Here is a 23,362-nt window from a genome sequence, read left to right on the forward strand (position 1 = left end):
CAGATCAGCACTCAAGCTCCCATGTGCAAGGCACAAAGCCCTCCCCTGAGGGCAGACCAGCCCTGCAGTAACGGGAAAAGCCCGGCGCAGGGCACCGGGCTTCTCATCGTCAGACCTTAAATCCGCGATTAGCCGCGGGTGCGGGCGCGGATCATGTAGGTGTCGAAGGCGTATTCGGCCACTTGGAACCACAGGTACTCTTCGTTCCGGAAGGCACGAATGGAGTCGATGACCTTCTTGAAGTCGGCGTTCTGGGCGGAGATTTCCGCATAGACCTCGTTGGTCGCCTTGTAGGCGGCATCGAGGATTTCCTGTGAGAACGGGCGCAGCTGAGCGCCGGCTCCGATGAGGCTGCGCAGGGCCGCCGGGTTCTTGGCGTCGTATTTGGCTAGCATATCCTGGTTGGCCGCCATGCAGGCCGCTTCAACGATCGCCTGATAGTTCTTCGGGAGCGACTCCCACTTTGCCTTGTTGAACATGAAGTGGAGTGTCAGGCCGCCTTCCCAGAAGCCGGGATAGTAATAATACGGCGCGACTTTCTGGAAGCCGAGCTTCTCGTCGTCATAGGGACCGATCCACTCGGCGGCGTCAATGGTGCCGCGCTCGAGCGAGGGATAGATGTCGCCGCCGGCCACCTGCTGCGGGATGACGCCGAGCTTCTGCATGACCTGACCGGCGATGCCGGCGATGCGCATCTTCAGGCCCTGCAGGTCCTGAGCGGTCTTGATCTCTTTGCGGAACCAGCCACCCATCTGGGTGCCGGTATTGCCGCCCGGCAGAGCATAGAGGTTGTGCTTGGCCATGAAGTCGTTGACGAGCTGGATGCCGCCACCATGGTATTGCCAGGCATTGAGCTGGCGGGCGTTGAGCGTGAACGGCACCGCTGCGGCGGCTGCGAAGGTCGGGTCCTTGCCGACATAGTAATAGGCTGCCGTGTGGGCCATCTCGACCGTGCCGGACGAGACAGCATCGGCTGCCTGGAACGTACCGACGATTTCACCGGCCGAAAACGGCTGGATCTGAAACTTGCCCTCGGTGGCCGCGGACACGTATTTCGCCAGGAAGTCGGCGCCGCCATAGATGGTGTCGAGCGATTTGGGGAAGCCCGACGTCAGGCGCCAGCGGATTTCCGGATTGCTTTGGGCAATGGCCGGGCTTGCGATTGCACCGGCTGCAATGCCGGCACCAGCCGTTGCGAGAAAATTGCGGCGTTTCATGAAGGGCCCACTCCTGTTGGAGACATATCGATGCCTTGCAGACAGAATGCGTCACGACCCAAGTAAACCTAGACGAAAGTCGGGCGAGGCCACAGATGTATGGCATCACACGTTCGTGTCCCGATCATGACGTCATGTAATTACGCATCTTAAGTGCCTGTAATTATAGAGGACGAGTTCATTAAGCTTGGCAGCAATGCAGGAACTGGCTGCTTCTCGTTGCGCAGCGCCATGATCTGCACGCGTGCGCCTCCTGCTTTTCATGCATACAACCTTTGGCAATCCAGCCGGTCTGTTCAGGACGAGATGCGAAGATTTTTGGTGCAGCGAGGCGAGGCGCAAAGCCCCATCATGAGCGCCCCAATGGACAACGTATCGCCACGGGCGCTATGCCCTCTTCCGAAGGCGAAAAAGCGCGCCCAAGGAGATCGATATGAGCGACATGGTTGTCAGGGACAGCAACGGGGCCATCCTCAATGGGGGCGATTCCGTTCAGGTCATCAAGGACCTGAAGGTGAAGGGGTCCTCGACGACCCTGAAGCGCGGCACCGTGTTCAAGAGCATCCACCTGACGGACAATGCAGGCGAGATCGAGTGCCGTTCGGCTCAGATCAAAGGGCTGGTGCTCAAGACCGAGTTTGTGAAGAAGGTTTGAGCCGGGAGCGCTCTGTCGCGACCTGCCCTCGAGTCTCAATAATGCGGCGGAGGAGGTTCCGGCGCACGTGGCGAGCCGGAGTTGTCCGCGGCTTCCTGAACCCGGTCGAGCAATTCGTTGAACTGCCGCCGCAGGACGTCGATCTTCTTCCATTGGTCGATGACGGTCTGGTTGAGATCTTCGATCACCTGCTCCTGATAGGCGACGCGGATCTCCAGCGCCTCCAGGCGCGCGTTGACGTCGTCACTCATCGGACAGCCCCTTGTCCTGCGGCCGCTCCACGAGGCCATGGCCGAGGGAAACCCGCTCGTCGAACACGAAGCAGCCGCCATTCCAGCGGCTCTCGGTTTCCGGCACATCCTCCAGATATTGCAGAATGCCGCCCTTGAGGTGATAGACCTCGGCGAAGCCCTCTTTCAGCATGTAGGAGCTGGCCTTTTCGCAACGGATACCGCCGGTGCAGAACATGGCCACCTTTTTGTGTCTGGCGGGGTCAAGCTCGTTGCGCACGAACTCCTTGAACTCGCTGAACTTCTTGATCCGTGGGTCCACCGCGCCTTTGAAGGTGCCCATCTCCACCTCGAAATCGTTGCGGGTATCGACCAGGACCACATCCTGGTCTTCGAGCAGCTTGTTCCACTCCGTCGCCGACACATAGGAGCCGACCTGTTTGGTCGGGTCTGCCTCAGGATCGCCGAGGGTCACGATCTCTTTCTTGAGGCGCACCTTCATGCGCTTGAAGGGCATCTCGGCTGCACCTGAGAACTTCAGCTCCAGATTGTTGAGGCGACCATGAAAGAGCGGGCCGTCTTGCAACTCAGCCACCAAGGCGGCGATGCCCTCCTCCGTTCCGGCCACGGTGCCGTTGATGCCCTCCGGCGCGAGCAGCAGCGAACCCCTGATTCCGAGGTCGGAGCAGATGGCATGGAGCGGATCCCGCAAATCCCGGAAGTCGGGCAGCGCGACGAACTGATAGAGGGCAGCAACTTTGTAGGTCATGCACGCTCTCTATCAGCACGCGGCCCGCGGGAAAACCCGGTGCAACGATCCTCGGTGTCGCTCCGGTCAACAGCTTCTTACATCCAACTCTCTCACCTCATCCTGAGGAGCCGCTGCAAGCGGCGTCTCGAAGGAGGCTCCAGTGGTCTCTGGACGCTCCTTCGAGACGGTCGCTCCGCAACCTCCTCAGGATGAGGGCAAAGGGTTGGAAACGCAGAGAATGTGCAGCAGTCAAAGCCTCGGCCAGGGCCGCTTGTCAGAACACATCTCCTCCCAGGCCTGCGAGAGCCGCAGCACCCCCACATCATCATAGCGCCGCCCGATGATCTGGAGGCCGATGGGAAGCCCGGCTTTCGTAAAGCCCGCATTGACCGAGGCCGCCGGCTGGTCCGACATGTTGAAGGCGACCGTGTAGCCGATATGTTCAAAGGGCTTTTCGGGGTCGTGGATCGGCGAAGCCAGCTCCGCCTCGTAGGCGACATTCGGGGCCACGGGCGAGAGCACGAAGTCGAAGCGATGGGTGGCGGCGACCGCCGCATGGCGCATCACCATCATCTGGTTCATGCCGTTATAGACCTGGGTGCCCGTCAGCGCCTTGCCGCCCTCCGCCCATTTCAGGATGTAGGGAAGAATGCGGGCGCGCTCTTCAGCGCTCAGCGGCCCGATATCCGACCAGGCGCGCTGGCGCCAGAAATCGTCGAGCCCATCCAGCATCTGGCGGGTGATGAAGGGCTTCACCTCTTCGACGACGGCTCCCGCATCCGTGAAGGCTTTGGCCGCGGCCTCGACGCTCGCTTTCACTTCGGGATCGAGGGCCAACCCGATGCCCGCCTCCATCATGACGCCGATCCTCAGCCCCTTGATGTCGATGCCGAGATTAAGCCAGGGCAGATCCTGATAAGGCAGGCTCGTGGGATCGCGCATGTCGGGCCGGGTGAGGCTCGTCATCATGAGAGCGGAATCGCGGACGGTTCGCGTCATCGGCCCGGCCACGCGTCCGTAATAGGCCGGATCGATGGGGATGCGCCCGAAGCTGGGTTTCAACCCGAACACGCCGCACCAGGACGCCGGGAGGCGGATGGAGCCGCCGATATCCGTGCCGATATGGAATGGGCCATAGCCCGCGGCAGCCGCCGCGCCCGCTCCCGCCGAACTGCCGCCAGGGTTCTTGGACAGGTCCCACGGATTGCGGGCGAGCGGATGGAAGCTCGAAAGACCAGACGAGAGCATGCCGTAATCCGGCATCGTGGTCTTCGCGAGGATAACGACGCCATCCTCGCGCAGGCGCGCGGCCGAAGGCGCATCCTGCACCGCCGGGTCGAGAGGCCGCGCCGCGGTGCCCAGCGGCACGGGCGTCCCCTCGGTGGCGATGTTTTCCTTGATAGTCGCGGGAATTCCATCGAGCGCCCTCGCCTCGCCGCGCATCCAGCGATCCTCGGATGCCTTCGCCGCGCTCAATGCACCTTGCGGGTCGAAGGCATAGAGGGCGCAAAGCCTGGGCTCATAAGCCTCGATCCGCGCGATGACGGCTCGTGCCACTTCGACGGGAGAAACCTGCTTGCGGGCATAAGCTTCGAGAAGCGCTCCCCCGCTCCAATCCGCCAGGTCGGCAGGTGTATCGGAGATGGGGCCGGTCAACGATTGCGCGTTCAAAGGGTGCTCCTGGAGGCGGTGGATTCGGCTTGATGCTCCATGCTGCGCCATCCCTCCTTCGGGGTAAACGGATTTGAGCGGGATCGGCCTAGCGAGTCTTCGATGTGTGGAAGCGCACGGCAATTCCTGGGCAACCCTGCCAGATAAACTTGAGGGTATCCGTCGAATGTAGCTCTCGCATCCCGCCTAAACCTGAGATAGTATTCACACAGAGAACAAAACCGACGGTCAAAGGTTGGATGTGTAACCTTAGTTGTGCGTTGTCGCCCTGAGGATCAGGGCTGTTTGGATCGGTGCACCTTGCCATGCAATATGGTTTGAAGGCCATAATTCACCGGGCCAACAGGCTTCTCGCCGCGCTGGAACCGGAAGATTTCACCGCGTTCGAGCCTCATCTCGAACTCGTGGAACTGGCCAAGGGCAAGATCGTGTACGATGTCGGAGAAACCATCCGGCACGTCTATTTTCCGCACGATACCATCGTCTCGTTCACGACTCTTCTGCAGGATGGCGGTTCGGTCGAGATGGCGGCGTTCGGGCGCGAAAGCGTGTTCGGCTACGTCAGTGCGCAAGTATCGCGCCAGTCGTTCGGCCGCTACGTGACGCAGTTTTCCGGCACGGCATCGCGCATTTCCCTCGATAGGTTCGCGGAGATCATCCTGGGGCGCATCAAGGTCAGGCAGCTGATCCTGAACTTTACCGAAGCTCTCCTCACGCAGACATTGCTGGCTGTTGCATGCAATGCGGTGCACAGCGTCGAGGCGCGCTGCTGCCGCTGGATCCTCAGCACGCGGGATCGCTTCGATCACGACGCGCTGCCCCTCACCCATGAGACTCTCGCGCAAACTCTTGGCGTTCAAAGATCCACGGTCAGCAGCGTGACCCGTGCTCTCCAGATGGCGGGGCTCATCAGCCAGGGGCGCGGGGTCATCACCGTCACGGATCGGGATGGTCTCGAAGAAACAGCCTGCGAATGCTACCGCACGATTCGGGAACGATACGAGTCCCTGCTTCCAGGAACATTCAACTCGCATTGAGGCCTCGCGCCGACGCGTTCGGTGGATGCGCGAGCCTGAGGCGATGGCAACCGTCGGATCAAAAGGGCTACCGTAAAAAGATTTTGTAGCTTTGTCGGGTTTCCAACAGACGGAGTAACCCTACGTCAGTATCGTCTGAGCAGTTAATGCAAAGTTACTGCGAGGATGCGCATGAACGATACTGAATTGCATAACAATAAGCAGAACCCTGAAAGCCCTTCCGCCAGAATGTATTCCTCATCTTTACAGCCTCTCCTCCAATCTCTGCTTTCAACGTTGGCTAACATAGACTTTGCCTATGAATGCGAGTGCGAGAAAATTAGTAAAACCTCTCCCGACATCAAATTGAGAATTCGGGTTCTTGAAAGGCTGAACCTTCAACATGAAGCGAGACGCAAACCTTATCTACAGCAACTCGCAATGCTGCAAGAACAGATTGTCTCAAGGAAGTGATCACACAACATTCCCCTCAATCTTGAGGTGCATGGACAACCAAGAGTCGACATTAGATCGACTTAAAGGATAAATATCGAATTACTGGGGCCAAGATGCGATAAGTACCAGATTAAGTGCTCACCATCATAAGATCTGAGCGTTATTCCTAATTCCGAGGGAATGAAGACAATGACCGAAGAAGAAATCGAAGTTGTCGCAGAAGAACTTGCTAAGATCGGTGGCGTTGCTTGGTACCCAGGACGTGAAAAGGGGTCCATCCTACGTGTCGTCTCGGATCGCTATCGTGATCGCGCGCGTGCTGCCATCGAAGCTCTCGACCGCTTCCGCACCTCTCAGCCCCGCACCGTCGTCCAAGACAATGCAGACGCAGCGCCTCCAGCGATCGCGACGGATGAGATTAAGCCAGGATCCACAGTCGTCTATCGCCCGCCGGGAGACCGGCGCGCTTATCCCTGCCGCGTGGTGGAGATCGAAGGCAGCAAGGCTTACCTGGCCCCCATCCTGAGGTCATGCACCAACTGGGTCTCCATCGAACATCTCACTCCGCAGCCGGAGCCGGAGCGTACCGCTGTTCCAGATTAAGGAGCCGGCGCTTAAAGGATCGGGAGCCGAAAAGAGGCTTCCGATCCTTCAATAGCAGGTCTAGCGGCGCCCTATTGGGCTGCCCCTTTGGGATGAATGCCCATTAAGTGGGCCGAGAGACATCAACGCAACTATATGTTGTAGTTTTACGACACCCTCACCAAATCGTTACATTGTTCTAGAGGCACGATTGTCGAAGCAGCGCGTTTGATCCTAATCCTACGCAGGGTTGAGGTCGCATCAGTCACGCACCTTATGCGTGTCCGACAATCTCACCGCTCGCTTGTTTCGCGTTTCCCTCCGCTTCCACGGATCTCCCAGATCCGTGCTCTGAGAATTCGATTCCGTGGTGTCGAAAGCCAATAAAACTACTCTGGACATCCGGTCCGGCAGGGTCCCTCCTTCTGCGTATCCCAAGCGGACTTCCATTGCCCTCGCCGGCGCTTTCGCAGTCCTCATGGGGACAGGCCCTGCCTTGGCGGATACGGAAACCATCGGCGGCTCCGTCAACGCCGACACGCCGATGTCGAACGTGCCCGAGCCGGTCTTTCCCATCGGCGCCCCCATCACGCGTTTCACCGGCTATAGCGATGAGCCCTTCCAGTACATAACGGGCGGTTTTTCGGTAAATTTATCCGGCGTCTATACGGCCACCCTCGAAAGCTCGGCAATCCAGAACGGTATCTATCTCCTGAGAAACCTGTTCTCTCCCTCCGAGGGCACGCCGGCAACACCCCTGTCGGACTTTCTCGTCTTCACCCAGAACGGCAACACGACGACGGTCAGCTTTCACCTTAAGGCCGGTGCCGTCTACTCCTATCTCGGCATCTTCAGCCTGGGGACATCGCCCTTCACCTTCGCGCTCGATGGACCGGGCTGCATCGCGCTGACGACGACATGCTGGATCGACAAATCGAAGACCTACTTCGTCGAGACGGACAGTCGCGCCCGCGGCGAATTCATCGTCTTCGACGGCGGCATTCTTCGGCCCACCACGGCAACCGTGTTTGCACAACCTGTCACACTTCTGGATACCGGCGCCATCGTCGATACGACAACGGCTGGCACGGTCACGATGTCCGGAAACATCGTCGGTCAAGGTGGCCTGACGGTCAGAGGCGGAAACCTTCTCGTTCTGCTTGGCAAAAACACCTATTCCGGCGGCACGACCATCGAATCCGGAACACTCATCGGCACACCCGAGAGCTTCGGCAAAGGCCACATTTTCAACCAGGGTAATCTCATTCTCGATCAGAATGAGGATGGAACGTTCAAAAACATTCTTTCCGGCAACGGCACCTTCACGAAGATCGGGAAAGGCGACCTGACTCTCACCGGAACGCATCCTTTGACCGGCCCGACTTACATTCAGTCGGGCGATTTGATGCTCGATGGCGCCCTGCCGTCATCTGTCGTGACCATCGGCAGAGGCGTAGGACTCTCAGGCGACGGAATCGTCGGCGGATTGCTGACGGAAACCGGCTCAGTGATTTCACCAGGCAATTCCACCGGCAAGGCTATCGGACAGATTACCGTGCGAGGCGATGCCGTTCTGGGCCGACGCACGACATATGCGATCGATGTCGATGGAAGCGGACGCTCGGACCGGATTCAGGCCAGCGGCTACATCCGCATCTCGCCGCGCGTGACGCTGGAGCTGTCTCTCATCGACGGCCAGTTTCAGGCTGCGGTGCCCTATGTCATTCTCAAATCCAAGAGGAGGATCAGAGGCAGGTTCAACAAGATCGAGGAGGTTCTGCCCCCCTTCCTGGAACCTACGCTCGAATATACAAGCAAGACCGTCACCCTGACGCTTGTGCCGAAGAACACGATGGCGGATCTGCACGGCTCAACCGCCACCAGCGCTTATGCCGATGCATCGGTGCTGCAGGGAGTGATCCTCTCAAGACTGGCCCGCTCCAACAGCTTCTCCACGGATCAAACGGAATGGTCCGGCACGGATGGGAGCCTTTGGGGCGAGAGCTTCAACTCTTGGGGCACGCTGCGCCGGGATTCCCGCGCGCCGAGTCTCGACCGAACCATCGGCGGCTTCGTGATCGGCGCGGAAGCGCGGCCTTCTCCGCTCACCACGTTCGGCATCGCCGGCGGATTCTCCCGCTCCGAGTACGATATCGATATGCAAGCTTCATCCGGCGAGAACGAAAGCCTGTTCGGCATCGCCTACGGCAAGCTGGAATGGAATGCCTTCCGGCTGAGCCTCGGTGCGTCGCTTGCCTATCAGGATATCGATGCCAAGCGCACGGTCACCCTTCCCGGCTATACCGAGGTGCCGCAAACATCCTATGACGGCATCACCCGTCAGGTGTTCGGCGAGGCCGGTTACGTTTTCGGCACCGAGGACTTCCAGGTCGAGCCCTTCGCCGGTGCATCGGCGCTGCGTCTGCATATGGGCAATTTCCGTGAAGATGGCGGCCCTTCGGCCCTGAACGGATACAGCGAAGACTACAACCTGCTGACATCGACGCTCGGCATGCGCCTACGAGCGCAGACGAATCCGGAGGCGCCCATCACGCTGAATGCGATGCTGGGCTGGCGGCGCGCCTATGGCGATCTGGCGCCTGAGGTGCTGCTCGGCGCCCAGGTCGGATCAAGCACCTTCATCACGTCCGGCCTTGCGCTCGAGAAAGACACCCTCGTCGCGGAAATCGGCCTAGACTTGCAGGCCTCGTCCGACATCAGCTTCGGCGTCGCCTATCAGGGTCAAATGGGCGCGCGGACGCAGGAACATGCCGTCAAAGGCAACCTGACCTGGAATTTCTGACGATGATGACCGCTCATCATCTCACCCTTCTCGCCACAGGGTATCTGGCTGTCGTTCTTCTGGTCTGCACCTGGGTCGACATCCGGCGGATGATCGTTCCGAACGCGGCGAACATGGCGAGCCTCGCAGGCGCGTTGGCCTTCGCCGCGCTGTCGGCGCGGCATTCGCTTCCCATCCAAATTCTCGGCGGCCTGATTGGCGGCGCGTTGTTTCTCACTCTTGCCGCGCTGTTCAAACGTGCCCGCCATTATGACGGCCTCGGTCTTGGGGACACCAAGTTCATCATCGGCGCGGGCACCTGGGTCGGATGGCAGGGGCTTGCGCCGCTGATCTTCGCCGCATCTTCATCCGCCCTCGCCTATGCCGCCCTTCAGCAAGCGAAGGGCTCCCCGATCCTGCCAACGACCAGAATACCCTTTGCTCCCTTCCTGAGCCTTGCCACGCTGACTGTGTGGTGCTGGCAGGAATTCGGAGACGCGCCATGGATGCTCTAACGGCTTCCGAGACCGGCGCGGCAATCGCCCGACAGGATTCCTCGGCCATCGTCCAGAGCGTCATCGATCTCCTGATCGAAAATGGCTCCCTGACGCCGCAATCCCTCACCCGCGGACGGCGCGCATCCGAGCAAAACCATGAGCGGCTTGATGCGGTGCTCAACAAGCTGGGGCTCGTCACGGACCACGCCCTCACATCGGCATGGGCGAGCACGACCGGCCTGCCGGTTGCGGAAGCGACGGATTATCCGGCAGAACCCATCCTCCGCGACAGCCTGGCGTCAAGCTTTCTCGCTCATGCCCGCGTACTTCCCCTGGCCAGCAAGGGCGATGAGCTGGACCTTGCCGTCATCGACGCGCTGGATGTCTTCACGCCCGCAGCCATTGCCGCGAAAACGGGTTTGAAAGTGACGCGCCGCCTTGCCCGTCCCGGTGAGTTCAATGCGGCTTTCGAAAGACTCTACGGGCGAGCAAATGCCGCTCCGGACGACAACGGCATTTCCGGAACCGATACCGCGCTTACCCTCGATATCGAGCGCCTGCGCGACAGGGCAAGCGATGCGCCGGTAGTGCGGATCGCCAACAGCTTGATCGACCGTGCCATCGAGCTTGGCGCTTCGGATCTGCACATCTCCTTTTCGCGCTCTGGCTTGAGGATCCGTTACCGCATCGACGGCCTGCTGCGGGATGCGGAACCGCCGCCCGCCGAGCTGCATCAGGCTCTCGTCTCCCGCATCAAGATCATGGCCGGTCTCGACATCGCCGAGCGCCGCCTGCCGCAGGATGGTCGCATCCGCATCGCATGGCGTGGCCGGGAGATCGACCTGCGCGTGGCGACCATGCCGCATATGAACGGTGAAGGCGTCGTCCTGCGCGTGCTGGACCGTTCCTCCGTCACGCTCGATTTCGAGTCACTCGGCTTCTCGCAGCCGCATATCGCCTCCATCGACCGCATCCTGCGCGAGCCGTATGGAATCCTTCTCGTCACCGGACCGACAGGCTCCGGCAAGACCACGACACTTTATGCGGCGCTCCAGGCGATTGCGACGCCGGACCGGAACATCATCACTGTCGAAGATCCCATCGAGTACCAGCTCGACGGCATCAACCAGATCCAGGTGAACCGAAAGATCGGGCTCGATTTCGCGGGCGCTCTTCGCGCGGTGCTGCGCCAGGACCCCGACATCATCATGGTCGGCGAGATCCGCGACCAGGAGACCGCTGCCGTCTCGAACCAGGCGGCGCTGACGGGCCATCTCGTGCTGGCGACGATCCACACGAACACGGCAGCGGCGGCCCTGCCCCGGCTCGTCGACATGGGCGTCGAGCCTTATCTCCTGGCCTCGACCATCAGGGGCACGATGGCGCAGCGCCTTGTCCGCAAGCTCTGTTCCCATTGCCGCCGCAAGAGCGCGCTCGCACCCTGGCAAAGGCATCTCTATGGCGGTGCGGATATCGATGCCTGCTACGAGGCCATGGGATGCGAGGCCTGCCAGGGCACGGGCTATGCGGGGCGTATCGCGATTGCCGAGATCATGACGATGACCGATGGCATCCGCAGCCGCCTCATCGAGAAGGCGGATGAAAGCGAGCTCTCGTCGCTTGCAAGGCAGGCCGGCATGGTCTCGATGCTGGAGGACGGTCTGAAGAAGGCGGCGTCCGGCCTGACGAGCATCGAGGAAGTCTTGCGCGTGGCCGGAGCCTCGTGATGCGCTTCAGGTACCTCGCGGCAACAGCGGCCAACGAGCGAAGCTCGGGATGGATCGATGCGTCGTCGGATCAGGATGCAGCTGCGGAGCTTCGGGCCAAAGGCCTGTTCGTCATCCGCATCCGAAAGACATCCCGACTTGCAGCCCTTTGGGCTTTCCTCAATCAGGACGTCTCCGTCCGCTCGCCGCTGACAGCCCCACAGCTTGCCGCGACGACGCAGGAATGGGCGGGCCTTCTCGAAGCCGGGATCAGCGTCGAGGAATCCCTAAGTCTTCTGATCGAGACCGCGCGCGCGCCGGCCCGTGCCGTTCTGGAGCGCGTGCGGGAAGATGTGAAGGAAGGTCTCGCCTTATACGAGGCGCTGGCTCGTCACCCCCGCTGCTTTCCGGCGACATATGTCAGCCTTGTTCAGGCCGGCGAAACATCCGGCTCGTTGAGCAGTACGCTGGTGCGGCTGGCGGATGACCTTGCCGCGCAAAGAGGCGTCATGGAGGATATCCGCAATGCCCTCCTCTACCCGGCCTTTCTCCTCGTCACGGCATTTATCGGCATCACCACCTTGCTGGTCGTCGTGGTGCCCAATCTCGAGGGCCTGCTCGGTCCACGCAGCTACGATACCCTGCCCGCTGCAACCCATATGGTGATCGCCATCAGTCATGCGCTGAGGGAAGACGGGCTGGTGCTGCTGCTCGCTCTGTTCATCCTGACCGCAGGCCTGACGGCGTTCGCGCAGACCGACAAAGGGCGCTTCCGACTTCACGGTCTTCTGCTTCGTCTGCCGGTTCTTGGCCCTCTCGTCCGAACCATCGAGACGGCGCGCTTCACGCGCATCTTCGGAGCCATGCTAAAGGGCGGGGTGACCGTCCCGCGCGGCATGCCGCTGGCGATACAGGCCGTCTCGAACAGAGCCATGCGCCAACGCCTTGGGGAAGCTCACGAGGCCATTCTCATCGGCGCGGGCATCGGCGATGCCATCGCCCGATCCGAGACGATCCCGCCGGACGCCATCGGCCTCATCCGCATGGGCGAGCGAACCGGCCAGCTCGATGCCGCGCTCAGCCGCACGGCGACCCTGTACGAAGGGCGAGCCGCGCGCCGCCTCAAGGCTCTGACGACCATTCTGACGCCTGTCCTGACGATCGGCTTCGGCCTTCTGGCCGGCCTGATCATCTACGCCATGCTTTCCACCATCCTCAGCATCAACGATCTCGCCTCGCAGCCATGAACACGACCTCGAATACACTCTCTTTAAACTCACGCCTGAAACGATTGAGCACCGACGAAGCGGGCATGACCCTGCTCGAAATCCTCGTGGTCATGGTGATCCTCGGCTTGCTGGCAACCCTCGGCTCCATCCAGCTCATGGGTTATCTCGGCCGCGCGAGAACTGACACGGCACGGCTTCAGATCCAGGAGATCATGACCGCGCTCGATCTCTACCGCATCGATGTCGGCCGCCTGCCGAGCACTCAGGAAGGTTTGGCGGCGCTCGTGGAGCGGCCCGCAGGCACGGCCACATGGCGTGGGCCCTACCTGCGGGCGAAAGCCAACCTGTCCGATCCCTGGCGGCACCCCTATCAGTACCGCTCACCCGGCACCCGTGGCGAATACGACCTCGCGAGCCTTGGCGCCGATGGCCAGCCGGGCGGCGAGAGCGAGAACAGCGATGTCACGAACTGGACCGAATGAGGAAGCCGGTTTCACGCTGCTGGAGGTTCTCGTCGTGATCACGATCCTTTCCCTTGCGGTCACCATCGTCGGCATCGCGCTTCCCGGCGCGCAGGAGCGCACGGCCTTGACGCGCACGGAATCCGGCATCGTCAGCCTTCTCGTGGAGGCGCAGGCTGAGGCGCGCCGCTCCGCTGTCGCTCGGCGCGTCACCTTCGATCTCGATGCCCATCGCGTGCATCTCGAGGGAACACGGCTAGCCTTTGGCGTCTCCAAGGATGTGCGCATCACCATCGTCTCGGCGCAGGAGGTCGGCACTGCGCGACGTCCTGCATTGGTGTTTCTGCCCGACGGATCGAGTTCGGGAGCGGAGATTGCCATTGCAAGTGGCCCCTATGGCAGCAGGCTTCGGGTCGATTGGGTAACGGGACGTACGCGCCGTGACTAGACGCCTCTACGACCAATCCGGCTTTACGGTGCTCGAAGCGCTGATCGCGCTTGCGATCCTCACCGGCGTCACCGCCTCCGTTCTCTCCCTCCTCGGAGCGATGCGAGCAGCCCAGGCGAGAAGCCATGCCAAGCTGATCGCGATGATCGAAGCGCGTTCGCTGCTCGACCGTCTTGGGCGGGATATCCCGCTGCAGGCTGGAATTTCAAACGGCGCACTCGCGAATGGGCGGCGATGGTCCTTGCGCATCGAGGCCTATAGGGGCGAAGCCGCATCGGCAACCGCGCATCCACTCGCTCTTTTCGATGTGCAGGTTCGTGTCGGGCCGGATAACGAAGCTTCGATTGTCGCGCTTCGCACTCTCCTGGGGCCTTCCCCGTGATGAGTGCTCGCACCCTTGAAAACGAGAGCGGATTCACGCTCATTGACATGCTCGTCGCGATGACGGTCACGGGCCTTGCCGGTTCTCTTCTGATCGGGCTTTTCTCCTTTATCGAGAGAGACGCCGAGCGCGCCCGTGCCCAGGTGGAGATCCATGACGATCTCGTCGCGATAGGATCTGTTTTCCGCAGCCTGACGGAGGAAGCCCATCTGTCCCCGCGAGAGGCCGAAGGCATCATCCATCCTCACGGCACGGCTTCCGCCTTCACGATACCGAGCCTCGGTCCGCGCGTCCTGAGCCTTGCACGCCCAGCCTTGTTCACCTTGAAGAGCGAGAACGAGGGCCAGCGGAAACGGATGGTGTTGAGCTGGAAGGAAACCCGCACCGGCCATGAGCGCCGCGAGGCGCTGGGCAGCCTCATCGATGGCGCGGAATTCGCCTATTTCGGCGCAATGGAGAGAGACGGCGTCAGGGCATGGCAGCCGAACTGGGATGCGTCAGCGAGGAACCTGGAGGCGATCAGGCTGACCCTGCGGCCTTCGGCGCTGCAGGCCCCTCTAGAAATCGTCATGCCTTTGCGGGCCGACCTGGCCGTCGAATGCATCCGCAATCCCCATCGCATTCATTGCTCGGCGAGGCAGCCATGAAGATATCCCTTGCCGGCGATGACTTGGCCCGAACGTCATTCAATGCGCTTCAGTGGTGGTGGCGCGAGATGCAGCCTCTCGTGCCCGGATGCGTCAGAGCCCTTTTCAGGAAACGGCACATCCTCGTCACGGCAGAAGGATCGATGCTGCGCTTTCAGACCTCGCACGACGAGAATGGCAGGCTCATCCACGCAATCTGGTCGCAGGATCTTCACGACTGGCTTGAACACGATGCCATGAGCAAGCTTCAAGCCTTGGCACACGACATGCTCGTATCCCTTCAGGTTCCCGAGCATCTCGTGCTTCGGCAACGCATTCTCCTGCCGCTTGCCGCAAAGAGAAACCTGCAGGAGGCCATTGCCTATGGCCTCTCGACCTGGAGTCCCTTCACGCCAGATGAGGTCGCGGTCGCGGCGCGCATTGCATCGTCCGATGGTCAGCAGGTTTCGGTCGATCTTAAATATGTCCTGCGATCGCAAGTCTCCTCCCTGATCGACAAGGCCGCCGAACTGGGTTTTGCGCCAGACCGGATCGTCTTCGACCCGGCGGGTGAATGGTCCGCTCCGATTGCGCAAACGAAGAGCAGGCGCCTTGCCTGGAAACGCCGAACGGACATGGCTCTCGCGGCAACCGCCGTGGCGCTGATCCTGATTCTGCCGGGCGCTCTCGTGTGGCGACAGAACATGGAGCTGTCGCTCTATCAGCGCTCCCTGCGGCACGAACTGGATCTTTGGAAAAAAGAGGATGCCGAGCGCAAGCGCCTGGATGAACTGTCCGCACGCCAGACCGTCATCGCCCGCAACCGCAACGCCAAGTCGGCCATGGTGGATATCATCGGAGCCATCGGTGAAAGACTGCCCGGATCATCCTTCATAACGAGCCTCGATCTTTCCGGCGAAAAGGGCTCGATGGCGATCGAAGGCGCGGAGGCTTCCGATCTTCTTCAAGCCCTTCAGGCCGCCGAGCCGCTGTCGGACATCAGGCTCGCTCCGGCTCAGGCAGGAAGGCCGATCATAGTGACGTTCAAGATCGAGGAAGGCCGGCCATGAAACGTCCCGACCCGCGCGCACTCGCGGTCTCGGCGGCCGCCATCCTGTTCGTCCTGGGCGGGTTCGTATGGCCGTTGACGCAGAAGCTCCTCAGCAACCATGCCGAGATTCTTGCCTATCGCGAACGGCTGGAGCAACTGGCAACTCAGCGCTCTTCCGTTTCGGCTTCGTCGTTCCCAGCATCGCAAGAGCTGGATGCGGAGCAATCCGGCCTCCTCCCGGCCTCAACTGTTGCGGAGGCGAACCGGAAGATTGAGACATATCTCCTGAATGCTTTGCGAGCGACAGGCGGCGACAGCCTCGTCTTTCGACCGGCAGCGGGCAGTCAGGACATGGGGCTCCAAGTTCTCACGGCCTCGGTCAGCGCTCGCGTTCCCTTGGACGGGGCCATCGAGCTCCTGCATCAGCTGGAAACTGGCTCTCCTGCTCTCTTCTTCGACATGCTCCGCCTTCAAGGCATGCCAACGCAGGATACGAGCCCTCAGGACGCGTCGCTGGCCATGACAGGCACCATCCGCGCCTATGTGATCTTGCCCGAGAAGGCAGCGCCATGACCAGAACCCGCGCCGTCCTGATCGGAATCAATGCTGCCCTCGCAGCCTTGATCGGCCTTTGCCTGTGGCTGCCTCTGCCCTCTCTCCCCGTTTCGAAGGAAGCCGGGCAATCTGCCGCTGCTTCCGACGGCGCATTGCCTTCGCGGGAGATTGCCATGCCCAGCCTCACGCGGCCCCTCTTCCATTCCGGCTCGACCGCACCCGAGGCTTCATCCTCTTCGCAGGCCGAAACATCCGCACCGGGCATCAGGCTGGTCGGCGTGCTTTTGAGCGAGGACGCCAAGATCGCCTTCATCGAGCGCCCGGACATGCCGCTCGTACGGCTCGGCGAAGGCGAGGAAATCGACGGATGGGCCGTCACCGCCATCGAGCCGCGCCAATTGACGCTCACCAGCCAAGGACAAGCCGTGATCTATCCGCTGGACCCGCCCTCCGAGGGCGAGTGAGGCAGCGACCCGATGCGCCCGGCTCCATCATCCTCCCCGCAGAATGGCTTCGTGCTTCTCTCCGTTCTCGTCGTGACTGCTGTCATCTCGGCTCTGACCATCGCGGCGGCCATCGTCACGAGGGCGCATGTACGCAGCACAGATACGGAAGTCGGAACCATCGAAGCCCGCGCGCTTGCCGATGCAGGCATCGCCCGGATACGCGCATCCATCGAGCGTCAGGATGATCCTCTCCTCATATCCCTTCTGGAAGCGCCATCCGTCTCGTGGCGCTACGCCGACACGGATCTCCAGCTCGGCCTGATCCGTGAAGCGGGAAAGGTCGATCTCAATTCCGGTCAGCCGGAGCTTGTGCGCAACGTCATGCTTGCCGCCGTGAAGGATCGCGCGCAGGCGGAACGCCTCCTGACCCGATGGGCGGATTTTCGAAGAAACGGCAGGATTATCGAGACCACGGAAGCTCTTCTCGATCCGGCAGAGAGGTTCGATGAGATTGCCGTGATCCTAGAGCAGATCTTCACGACCCTGTCCGGCGCACGAGGCATCGACCCTCTCGCCGCCTCGGATCTCATCCTGCGCCAGGTTCCAGGAATGACGGAGGCTGATCTGCTCGCTCTCACGAATGCACGTCAGACACAGAAGACCGGCGCTGAATTGTCGGCCATCAAAACGCGCTTTTCCCCGCTCCTTGATGGAGAGCGGCCCATCTATCGTCTCCGGGCAAGCGTTCTTCGAGCGAACACCAAGATCGAAAGAGAGGCCCTGGTTCTGCATGACGCTGCCATGGGACGGGTTCGGATCATCCTGTGGCGCGATGTCTTGCGGAAATCCATCCGGCCAGCAGCGGATTGACGGACAGGGGTGTGCCGGCACACCCCTGTCCGTGTGATGGCTCAAATCACGAAGAAGTCCGCAGCGGACAGTTTCAAGTTCTTTGGAAGCTGCGCAAAGGCAACGGCCTTGCCCTTGCCGGAGCCATCCGCGTCATAGGAGAGGATGCCGGTCTTCTTGTTGTAGACCAGATAGTCGTCCTTATCCTCGGCCTGCGTGCCGATCTTGAAGTATTTCTTGTTCAGCTTGGCAGGCGCCATCTCTGAACCGGCCTTGCCGAGCTTCTTGAAGATGGCGTTGTCGAGCCAGAGCTTGTCTTCACGCGGCTTGAAGTCCGCGATCCTGTCGAGATTCTCCTTCGCGGATAGCTTGTCCTTGAAGTTGAACACATCCCCGCCAGCACCTCCCGTCAGCTCATCGCTGCCGAAGCCGCCATTGAGCGTGTCGTTCCCCAGGCCACCGTCCAGCGTGTCCCGGCCCGAGCCGCCAATGAGGAGATCGTTGTCAGGGGATCCCACGGCCCGCTCATTCGCAACATCGCCGACGGTAATCGTCAGAAGCTGATCGTGGGTCAGGCCAGCCTTGTCGGTCACGCGGACCATGACGGAATAAGATTGGGCCTGCTCGAAATCGAGCTTGCTTCCGTTGGCCACCACCAGACGGTCGCCCTGAAGCGCGAAGCGCCCCCCGGCATCGCTGAGCAGTGTATAGGTGAACGTATCCTGCACCCCCAGATCGGGATCGATTGCCCTCAGCGTTCCGACGACGGTGCCGTTGACGGAGGCCTCATTGACATCGCTTCGATCAAGCAGGATCTGGCTCGGCTTCTGATACACATATTGCTCGATGGTCGTCTTGGAGACGACCTCCTGCCCATCGAGACCGGTCAGGGTGATACTCACCTCATGGGCATTCAGAAGCGTGCTTTCCGGATTGCCATTCCGGTATGTCAGGGCGCGCAAGACATCCTGCACCAGATCTCTCGTGGCATCCGGGCCGAACTCGATCTCGAAACCTGCGTTCTCGGCCCAGACGAAGGTCCCTACCACCGTCTCGCCGACCAGGACGTCACTGCCGATGCGCAGCCCGTTCGAGAGAGAAACGCGTCCCGAGAGGTCCAGGCCGAGCGAGTCCACTGAATCCTTATAGCCCAGGGTGATCTCCACGAGGAGGCTCGCCAAAGGGACGACGCCGGAGATCCTGGCATTGGATCCCGCATCGATCAGGACAACACGACCCGAGAATGTACGGATGACATCTCCGTTCAGGTCCGAGACGGCCAGAACGTCATTGGAATAAGTGCCGCTGTCATCGGTGATCTGGTCGATGCCCTGCTCAAGCAGCTTGTTCCGCTCTTCCTCCGTGAAGACGTCGCCTTCCAGGATGACGTGGTCGTTTGTGCTGAGATGCCCCTGAAGGTGGAGAATGATATCCTTGTTGTCGAGCGTCACATCCGTGTCGCTGTCCAGAGTGATCGACTGGAAGTTCTGCACGGTCTTGCCGCGAAGGTCGATGCCGGCGCCAGAGAGAAAGAGGGTGTTCTCGGAGATATCGCCTCCACCATCGATCGTACTGAACCAGCCCGCGCTCTCCGCATCGAGCGTGATGGCATCCGCCGCGGTTTTGGAACCGCGCAGGATTTCGAAATTGGAGAGCTTTCCTGCGGAGCGCAGATCGAAATCCCCACCGCGCGACTGGAAGATATCCGTTCCATCGCCGCCGTCTATGACGTCGTCTTCGGTGAAAGTCAGGCTATCCGCGATGAACATTTCATCGGCAACTGTGCCCGTCAGGTGGTCTTCGTTCTCCGTCAAAGCCAGCGCATCGACAGGCGCCACCGAGACCGTCGTCATGACGCTCGAGCTCTGCTGCCCGCGATCCGTCACGGTGATCGTGACAGCACATTGGCCCACATATTCCGTGTCGGTGGATGTATTCTTGTACGAAATCACCCGGAGCAGCTCGGACACCCGGTCCTGAGTGGCCTGCGCATTGAAGGTGATGAAAAATCCGGTCGCGGTCAGGTTGGTGATTGTTCCAATGACAACACCGTCAACCTCGATCTCAGTGTCGATTTCCATCTCTCCCAGCAGCTCCACGATATTGTTCGAGGTGATGCCGATACTATCGGTCTCCGCATCGCCGGAGAGCGAGGACAGGTCCACGCTGAGCGACGCCAGTGTCTCACCGTCGTCCTCGACGAGAGCGTCCCCATCGGCATCGAGGATGACCGAGCCGGCCGGAGCGACCATGACGGCTTCGGGGAGATTTTGCAGTTCCGGCAATTTATTCTCATACATGCCATCATCGTCGATGATGGTGGTAACGCCGCGCTCGAAGAGCTGCTTTCGCTCGTCCTCAGAAAATACATCCCCTCGAAGGGTCAGGCTTTTCGCGCCCTCTCCATGCAGATGCAGAAGAAAGGCGGTGTCCTTGTCGGAGACGTCCGCTTCCACGCCCCAGGTCGCCGCTTCCAGATGAATCTCCCCAAAATCCTTGATGACGAGCCCCGTCAGGTCGAACTCATCGCCATGGAGGAAAAGCTTGCTATCATCCCCGCCGCCTTCGATGGTGAAGACGCCGTCCAGCTGCTCGACATTCATCACAAGCGTGTCGTCCGCCCCGCCGCATTTGATGAACTCGATATTGGCGAAGGTATCGACGGTCCTCAAATCGAATTCGCCGCCTTCATCGAGGGTCAGCGTATCGATATCGCCCCCGCCATCCAGCGTCGCCCCTTCGAGCAAATCTACGGTGACCCGAATGTTGTCGCGCCCTGATGTACCAGGCTCGGGGTCCGCCATCGGGAGAAATGTGTCTGCGACCTTCATGTTCATCGTAAGCACCCTCAAGTTCTCTTAAGCAATCGGGCCGCGCTCAATCGACGCCTCGTCACCCGTGATTTGCGAAGTGTGAATGGCTGTGAGCCGTATCGGATCAGGCTGTTTTCATGCACCTCAGCGCCTCAGCGATTGAGAGATCCCGACCATTCCGGCCTTGATCTCCTCGGTCACCCGGGCCACGTCGAGCCGGTTTGCGATCACGGTCGGGCGGATGATGATCATCAGCTCGGTCCGGCGCTGCTCCTTGGTCGCATCGCTGGTGAAAGCGGCACCGAGAATGGGAATGTCCTTCAGCAAAGGCACACCCTGGCTGCCTTTCTGGCGATTGGTCGAGATGAGGCCGCCCAAGATGATCTCGGCGCCGCTCTGCACGGCGACCGAGCTGTTGATCTTGCGCTGGCGGATGGTGGGCGAGTCGATATTGGAGGTCGCCGTCGCCACCACGTCGCTGACTTCCTGGCTGATATCGAGCATCACCATGCCGCTGGAATTCACACGCGGCGTCACGGACAGGATGATGCCCGTATCCTTCATCTCGATATCGTTGACCACGGGCGCATCCGGCGCCGTCACCGTGCGCGCCGAGCGCGTGGCGATGGGCACCTGATCGCCGACCTTCAGCGAGGCGGTCTCGTTGTCGAGGACGGTGAGCGCGGGCGAGGAAATCACCTCCAGGTTCGTCACCTGTTCCAGCGCGTTCACCACCAGCCGGCCATTGGGAACGCTGAAGACATAATTGAACCCGGAGAGCAGGCTCGACGCATTGCCGCCACCCGCATCGCTCAGCGCCACGCCGTGATGGCCGTTCTGGAAATACCAGCGCACACCGTGACGCAGGGCGTCGTTGAGGGAAACCTCGGCAATGGTCGCCTCGATCAGCACCTGGGTCGGCAGCACATCGAGGCGCCTGATGGTGGATTCGATCAGCCTGTATTGCTCGGGCTCCGCGCGAACTACGAGGGAGTTGGTGGAAACGTCGGCGCGCACATGGATGCCATCGAGCACGGATCCGAGCTCATCGCCGATGGCACCCGTGGCGTCACTGACGCTTGCGGCCTGCACGCGCGCGCCACCCGCATCGCTCCTCGCCACGCCTGGGGTCAGGGAGGGCGCGGTGGGGGAATCGTCCGTTTTCCTTGAACGCCCGCCTCCCCCGCCGAGGATGCCGCTCAACATGTCGGCGACGTCAGTCGCCCGCCGGTTCTGCACCGGAAAGACGCGGATCTGCTTGGTGTCGTTGCCCGACATGTCGAGCTTCGCGATCCAGGACTTCGCCCGGTCCAGGCTTTCGGGAACGCTGGTCATGAGAAGAACCGCATTCATGCGCTGGATCGGCATGACCTTCAGGTTCGGCGCGCCGCCCTGCGCGAACATCTGGCCGATCTCGTCCGACACGGAGGCGGCATTCGCATCTTTGAGCGGCACCAGCGCGAAAGACATGCCGCGCATCTGGTCCACATCGAGGGATTGCAGAACCTGCGTCATCGCATCGAGGTCGCCCGGAATGCCCGAGATCACGAGATAGCGGCCCTCGTTGTTGGCCGTGACTTCCGTGCCCGTGTTCGAGAAAGGCTGCAGCGCCACCCTCGCCTGCTCCGCGTTGAGATAGCGCACGGGGACCACGCGAATATTCTCGCCGAACTGGCCGCGCGCATTGCCCGCACCGCGCGAAGCCACGCGGAACACGCCGTCGCTCTTCGCCAATGTGCCGCCATTGAGCTGCAGCACGTTGCGCACGAGATTGATCGCCATCTTGCGCGAGACAGGGTCCGTGGTGCGCAGGGTGATGCGCCCAGAGAGTTCGGGATCGACGATCACGTTTTCCTTGAGGATGTCGTCGAACACCACGCGCACGAAGCTCTGAAGCTCCACGTTCACGAAGTTGAGCATGACCTTCGTGCCGTTGTCTGTAACCTGCACCTGCTCGCCGGAATCCGGACCCGTGGGCGCAGCAGAACCGCCCTGGCCGATATCCGTGAACGCGCGACGGCGATCTCCCTGATCGCTCGCCAGCGCCTCGGACGAGCCCTGCTCGGGCCGCCCCGACGTGATGAACGCAGCCCCCGGCCCAAGAATGCTCGTGCGCGTCCCCGCCACGTCGGAAGAGCCGGACGATGTGCAACCACAGGCAGCCAACGCCAAAGCGATGGCCAAAAACCTGCCCCTCATGAATGCCCCACAACCAAAAGATATATTTTGTATTAATGTATCCCTACAGTAGCAGGGCCGGGCATGGCATAGAGGCCGACAACGTCATCCACAGGTTGTTTTGGAATGGGGGTGCTCGTAGAGGGATATGGGCGGCTCTAGCTTACGCTATGTCATCGTGGTCAGGCCCGTCTCGCCATACGGGTCGTAGGCCGCATCGCGCCGCACCACCTGCAGCGCGTTGGTCATCAGGCGCACCGAACCGAGATGGTCCTTGTGCAGCACCAGCACTTTGCGCGTCACGCCCTCCGTCGACAGGCGGATCTCGGGATGCGGGTATTTGCGCCAGAAGCCCTCCGGCGTGCGCTCCAGATCGGGGCCGAGATACACGCTCGTGCGCACGCCCGCTGCACCGCTGGCGATCTTCTTCAGGCGTGAGCCGTCAGGCGCATAAACGTAATCCGTCCGAACCGACCCCACATCGACGCGGATCGGGCGGTTCTCCGCATCCCAGGTGTAGGTGCGGTCGCCGCCGGTCAACAGGTTGCCGTTGCCGTCGTAGCTGTAGGTCTTGGTGCCCACGCGCGTCGGCGCATGCGGGTGCGCTTTGTCCAGACCGGGATAGGCATAAACCATGCCGGTGTTGGCGGTCATGTTGCCCGCTTTGTCGTAAGCGAAGCTCTGCGCCTTGCCCGTCGTGCCGAGCGGTGTCGCGGTGGCGAGCTCGTCGAGGCCGGTATAGGTGTAGCTCCACCCTTCCC

General features: G+C 61.1%; 23 protein-coding genes. 16 read left to right on the forward strand and 7 right to left on the reverse strand.

Translation table 11 applies throughout. The annotated features are described in order from the left end of the window. Positions 1-128 precede the first annotated feature (128 nt). Positions 129-1,217, reverse strand: a complete 1,089-nt coding sequence (locus AB4Y85_RS17435) for a TRAP transporter substrate-binding protein (RefSeq protein ID WP_441986188.1) — start codon at positions 1,215-1,217, stop codon at positions 129-131. 433 nt (positions 1,218-1,650) lie between these two features. On the opposite strand from AB4Y85_RS17435, the gene AB4Y85_RS17440 reads away from it, so the two are divergent. Continuing rightward, complete coding sequence (locus AB4Y85_RS17440) at positions 1,651-1,872, forward strand: alkylphosphonate utilization protein (RefSeq protein ID WP_441986189.1); 222 nt, start codon at positions 1,651-1,653, stop codon at positions 1,870-1,872. 35 nt (positions 1,873-1,907) lie between these two features. Here the strand turns inward: AB4Y85_RS17440 and AB4Y85_RS17445 are convergent, their stop codons facing one another. From AB4Y85_RS17445 to AB4Y85_RS17455, 3 genes are all read right to left on the reverse strand, one after another. Continuing rightward, positions 1,908-2,123, reverse strand: a complete 216-nt coding sequence (locus AB4Y85_RS17445) for a SlyX family protein (RefSeq protein ID WP_441986190.1) — start codon at positions 2,121-2,123, stop codon at positions 1,908-1,910. Continuing rightward, complete coding sequence (gene trhO / locus AB4Y85_RS17450) at positions 2,116-2,871, reverse strand: oxygen-dependent tRNA uridine(34) hydroxylase TrhO (protein WP_441986191.1); 756 nt, start codon at positions 2,869-2,871, stop codon at positions 2,116-2,118. Before trhO ends, AB4Y85_RS17445 begins: the two co-directional genes overlap by 8 nt. Before the next feature lie 231 nt (positions 2,872-3,102). Beyond that, the gene (locus AB4Y85_RS17455; RefSeq protein ID WP_441986192.1) at positions 3,103-4,524 is read right to left on the reverse strand and encodes an amidase; all 1,422 of its coding nucleotides are present in this window, start codon (positions 4,522-4,524) and stop codon (positions 3,103-3,105) included. 305 nt (positions 4,525-4,829) lie between these two features. On the opposite strand from AB4Y85_RS17455, the gene AB4Y85_RS17460 reads away from it, so the two are divergent. The 15 genes from AB4Y85_RS17460 (at position 4,830) to AB4Y85_RS17530 (ending at position 17,631) form a co-directional block, all read left to right on the forward strand. Further along, positions 4,830-5,561 carry a Crp/Fnr family transcriptional regulator gene (locus AB4Y85_RS17460; RefSeq protein WP_441986193.1) on the forward strand — a complete coding sequence of 244 codons (732 nt, stop codon included), beginning with the start codon at positions 4,830-4,832 and terminating at the stop codon, positions 5,559-5,561. Between the two features lie 171 nt (positions 5,562-5,732). Beyond that, a complete protein-coding gene (locus tag AB4Y85_RS17465) occupies positions 5,733-6,014 on the forward strand; it encodes a hypothetical protein (RefSeq protein WP_441986194.1) in 282 nt (93 codons plus the stop codon). Positions 6,015-6,185: 171 nt separating this feature from the next. Then, positions 6,186-6,599, forward strand: a complete 414-nt coding sequence (locus tag AB4Y85_RS17470; RefSeq protein WP_441986195.1) for a hypothetical protein — start codon at positions 6,186-6,188, stop codon at positions 6,597-6,599. A gap of 475 nt (positions 6,600-7,074) precedes the next feature. Beyond that, complete coding sequence (locus AB4Y85_RS17475) at positions 7,075-9,381, forward strand: autotransporter outer membrane beta-barrel domain-containing protein (protein WP_441986196.1); 2,307 nt, start codon at positions 7,075-7,077, stop codon at positions 9,379-9,381. A 2-nt stretch (positions 9,382-9,383) separates the two neighbouring features. Continuing rightward, a complete protein-coding gene (locus AB4Y85_RS17480; protein WP_441986197.1) occupies positions 9,384-9,875 on the forward strand; it encodes a prepilin peptidase in 492 nt (163 codons plus the stop codon). Next, positions 9,863-11,584, forward strand: coding sequence for a GspE/PulE family protein (locus AB4Y85_RS17485; protein WP_441986198.1), 1,722 nt, complete (start codon positions 9,863-9,865; stop codon positions 11,582-11,584). The genes AB4Y85_RS17480 and AB4Y85_RS17485 overlap by 13 nt, the downstream gene beginning before the upstream one ends. After that, positions 11,584-12,810, forward strand: coding sequence for a type II secretion system F family protein (locus AB4Y85_RS17490; RefSeq protein WP_441986199.1), 1,227 nt, complete (start codon positions 11,584-11,586; stop codon positions 12,808-12,810). Before AB4Y85_RS17485 ends, AB4Y85_RS17490 begins: the two co-directional genes overlap by 1 nt. Then, complete coding sequence (gene gspG / locus AB4Y85_RS17495) at positions 12,807-13,274, forward strand: type II secretion system major pseudopilin GspG (RefSeq protein ID WP_441986200.1); 468 nt, start codon at positions 12,807-12,809, stop codon at positions 13,272-13,274. Before AB4Y85_RS17490 ends, gspG begins: the two co-directional genes overlap by 4 nt. Then, the gene (locus AB4Y85_RS17500; protein ID WP_441986201.1) at positions 13,252-13,701 is read left to right on the forward strand and encodes a prepilin-type N-terminal cleavage/methylation domain-containing protein; all 450 of its coding nucleotides are present in this window, start codon (positions 13,252-13,254) and stop codon (positions 13,699-13,701) included. Before gspG ends, AB4Y85_RS17500 begins: the two co-directional genes overlap by 23 nt. Continuing rightward, complete coding sequence (locus AB4Y85_RS17505) at positions 13,694-14,083, forward strand: hypothetical protein (protein WP_441986202.1); 390 nt, start codon at positions 13,694-13,696, stop codon at positions 14,081-14,083. Before AB4Y85_RS17500 ends, AB4Y85_RS17505 begins: the two co-directional genes overlap by 8 nt. Then, on the forward strand, positions 14,083-14,730 hold the full coding sequence (locus AB4Y85_RS17510; RefSeq protein ID WP_441986203.1) for a type II secretion system protein: 648 nt from the start codon (positions 14,083-14,085) through the stop codon (positions 14,728-14,730). The genes AB4Y85_RS17505 and AB4Y85_RS17510 overlap by 1 nt, the downstream gene beginning before the upstream one ends. Beyond that, positions 14,727-15,779 carry a hypothetical protein gene (locus AB4Y85_RS17515; protein ID WP_441986204.1) on the forward strand — a complete coding sequence of 351 codons (1,053 nt, stop codon included), beginning with the start codon at positions 14,727-14,729 and terminating at the stop codon, positions 15,777-15,779. Before AB4Y85_RS17510 ends, AB4Y85_RS17515 begins: the two co-directional genes overlap by 4 nt. Continuing rightward, positions 15,776-16,333: a type II secretion system protein GspM gene (gene gspM, locus AB4Y85_RS17520; protein ID WP_441986205.1), complete on the forward strand. Its 558-nt coding sequence runs from the start codon at positions 15,776-15,778 to the stop codon at positions 16,331-16,333. Before AB4Y85_RS17515 ends, gspM begins: the two co-directional genes overlap by 4 nt. Next, positions 16,330-16,779 carry a hypothetical protein gene (locus tag AB4Y85_RS17525; RefSeq protein WP_441986206.1) on the forward strand — a complete coding sequence of 150 codons (450 nt, stop codon included), beginning with the start codon at positions 16,330-16,332 and terminating at the stop codon, positions 16,777-16,779. The genes gspM and AB4Y85_RS17525 overlap by 4 nt, the downstream gene beginning before the upstream one ends. 12 nt (positions 16,780-16,791) lie before the next feature. Further along, positions 16,792-17,631, forward strand: a complete 840-nt coding sequence (locus tag AB4Y85_RS17530) for a hypothetical protein (protein ID WP_441986207.1) — start codon at positions 16,792-16,794, stop codon at positions 17,629-17,631. A gap of 41 nt (positions 17,632-17,672) precedes the next feature. Here AB4Y85_RS17530 and AB4Y85_RS17535 read toward each other — a convergent pair whose 3' ends face one another. From AB4Y85_RS17535 to AB4Y85_RS17545, 3 genes are all read right to left on the reverse strand, one after another. Then, complete coding sequence (locus tag AB4Y85_RS17535; RefSeq protein ID WP_441986208.1) at positions 17,673-20,447, reverse strand: cadherin domain-containing protein; 2,775 nt, start codon at positions 20,445-20,447, stop codon at positions 17,673-17,675. Between the two features lie 120 nt (positions 20,448-20,567). Beyond that, positions 20,568-22,622 (reverse strand): type II secretion system secretin GspD, encoded by a 2,055-nt coding sequence (gene gspD, locus AB4Y85_RS17540; RefSeq protein WP_441986209.1) that lies wholly within the window; start codon positions 22,620-22,622, stop codon positions 20,568-20,570. Positions 22,623-22,769: 147 nt separating this feature from the next. Then, the coding region (locus AB4Y85_RS17545; protein WP_441986210.1) for a hypothetical protein at positions 22,770-23,362 on the reverse strand (593 nt) is incomplete at its 5' end.

The sequence above is a fragment of the Microvirga sp. 2YAF29 genome (assembly GCF_052114605.1).
Lineage (GTDB): Bacteria > Pseudomonadota > Alphaproteobacteria > Rhizobiales > Beijerinckiaceae > Microvirga.

Excerpts from the sequence above, each read along its gene's own strand:
- AB4Y85_RS17435 (WP_441986188.1), bottom strand. The coding sequence starts at position 1,217 with ATGAAACGCCGCAATTTTCTCGCAACGGCTGGTGCCGGCATTGCAGCC.
- AB4Y85_RS17440 (WP_441986189.1), top strand. The coding sequence starts at position 1,651 with ATGAGCGACATGGTTGTCAGGGACAGCAACGGGGCCATCCTCAATGGG.
- AB4Y85_RS17445 (WP_441986190.1), bottom strand. The coding sequence starts at position 2,123 with ATGAGTGACGACGTCAACGCGCGCCTGGAGGCGCTGGAGATCCGCGTC.
- trhO (WP_441986191.1), bottom strand. The coding sequence starts at position 2,871 with ATGACCTACAAAGTTGCTGCCCTCTATCAGTTCGTCGCGCTGCCCGAC.
- AB4Y85_RS17460 (WP_441986193.1), top strand. The coding sequence starts at position 4,830 with ATGCAATATGGTTTGAAGGCCATAATTCACCGGGCCAACAGGCTTCTC.
- AB4Y85_RS17465 (WP_441986194.1), top strand. The coding sequence starts at position 5,733 with ATGAACGATACTGAATTGCATAACAATAAGCAGAACCCTGAAAGCCCT.
- AB4Y85_RS17470 (WP_441986195.1), top strand. The coding sequence starts at position 6,186 with ATGACCGAAGAAGAAATCGAAGTTGTCGCAGAAGAACTTGCTAAGATC.
- AB4Y85_RS17480 (WP_441986197.1), top strand. The coding sequence starts at position 9,384 with ATGATGACCGCTCATCATCTCACCCTTCTCGCCACAGGGTATCTGGCT.
- AB4Y85_RS17485 (WP_441986198.1), top strand. The coding sequence starts at position 9,863 with ATGGATGCTCTAACGGCTTCCGAGACCGGCGCGGCAATCGCCCGACAG.
- AB4Y85_RS17490 (WP_441986199.1), top strand. The coding sequence starts at position 11,584 with ATGCGCTTCAGGTACCTCGCGGCAACAGCGGCCAACGAGCGAAGCTCG.
- gspG (WP_441986200.1), top strand. The coding sequence starts at position 12,807 with ATGAACACGACCTCGAATACACTCTCTTTAAACTCACGCCTGAAACGA.
- AB4Y85_RS17500 (WP_441986201.1), top strand. The coding sequence starts at position 13,252 with ATGTCACGAACTGGACCGAATGAGGAAGCCGGTTTCACGCTGCTGGAG.
- AB4Y85_RS17510 (WP_441986203.1), top strand. The coding sequence starts at position 14,083 with ATGAGTGCTCGCACCCTTGAAAACGAGAGCGGATTCACGCTCATTGAC.
- AB4Y85_RS17515 (WP_441986204.1), top strand. The coding sequence starts at position 14,727 with ATGAAGATATCCCTTGCCGGCGATGACTTGGCCCGAACGTCATTCAAT.
- gspM (WP_441986205.1), top strand. The coding sequence starts at position 15,776 with ATGAAACGTCCCGACCCGCGCGCACTCGCGGTCTCGGCGGCCGCCATC.
- AB4Y85_RS17525 (WP_441986206.1), top strand. The coding sequence starts at position 16,330 with ATGACCAGAACCCGCGCCGTCCTGATCGGAATCAATGCTGCCCTCGCA.
- AB4Y85_RS17530 (WP_441986207.1), top strand. The coding sequence starts at position 16,792 with ATGCGCCCGGCTCCATCATCCTCCCCGCAGAATGGCTTCGTGCTTCTC.
- AB4Y85_RS17535 (WP_441986208.1), bottom strand. The coding sequence starts at position 20,447 with ATGAACATGAAGGTCGCAGACACATTTCTCCCGATGGCGGACCCCGAG.
- gspD (WP_441986209.1), bottom strand. The coding sequence starts at position 22,622 with ATGAGGGGCAGGTTTTTGGCCATCGCTTTGGCGTTGGCTGCCTGTGGT.